Consider the following 433-nt stretch of genomic DNA (forward strand, 5'->3'; position numbering starts at 1 on the left):
TTTTAAAAGTGTCTGCCGATAATTACGTGCAGCTTAAAGATGAATACTTAGCTGAAGACGCGAAATAACCACAACTTTTTGCTTAATTAAGTAAACTCACTTCTATTTGCCCTGCCGAGTTATAGCTTTCGTCTTCGATTAGCTGCTCGGCACGCTCTTCATAATCAAATCGATATTGTTCAAAATAACGCGTTGCATGACTCTCATCGGCTAAATTTAAACTACTTACAGCAATCACACACTCAACTAGCATTCCGCTTACTTGTGCAAAAAAAACTAATTGATGAGTTGGCTCTCTAAATTCGAGTCGGTCTATAAACTGTATTGCTTGATTCATTTAAGTACTCCCTGCTTTAATGCAATAACAACGGGAACAATGTCCGGCATTTTATTTCGCCATACATAATAAGCTTGTGCAGCTTGCCCTACTAAC

General features: G+C 38.1%; 1 protein-coding gene and 1 pseudogene. Both read right to left on the bottom strand.

Translation table 11 applies throughout. The features are described from left to right. Nucleotides 1-82: 82 nt before the first annotated feature. Nucleotides 83-337: a DUF1488 domain-containing protein gene (locus tag PSH48_RS21030; RefSeq protein ID WP_013463676.1), complete on the bottom strand. Its 255-nt coding sequence runs from the start codon at nt 335-337 to the stop codon at nt 83-85. Next, nucleotides 334-433, bottom strand: a pseudogene (locus PSH48_RS21035) (shikimate dehydrogenase); the annotation flags it as partial. The pseudogene PSH48_RS21035 and the gene PSH48_RS21030, both read right to left, overlap by 4 nt.

The organism is Pseudoalteromonas sp. Angola-4, assembly GCF_028599265.1.
Classification (GTDB): Bacteria; Pseudomonadota; Gammaproteobacteria; order Enterobacterales; family Alteromonadaceae; genus Pseudoalteromonas; species Pseudoalteromonas atlantica.

Excerpts from the sequence above, each read along its gene's own strand:
- PSH48_RS21030 (WP_013463676.1), bottom strand. The coding sequence starts at position 337 with ATGAATCAAGCAATACAGTTTATAGACCGACTCGAATTTAGAGAGCCA.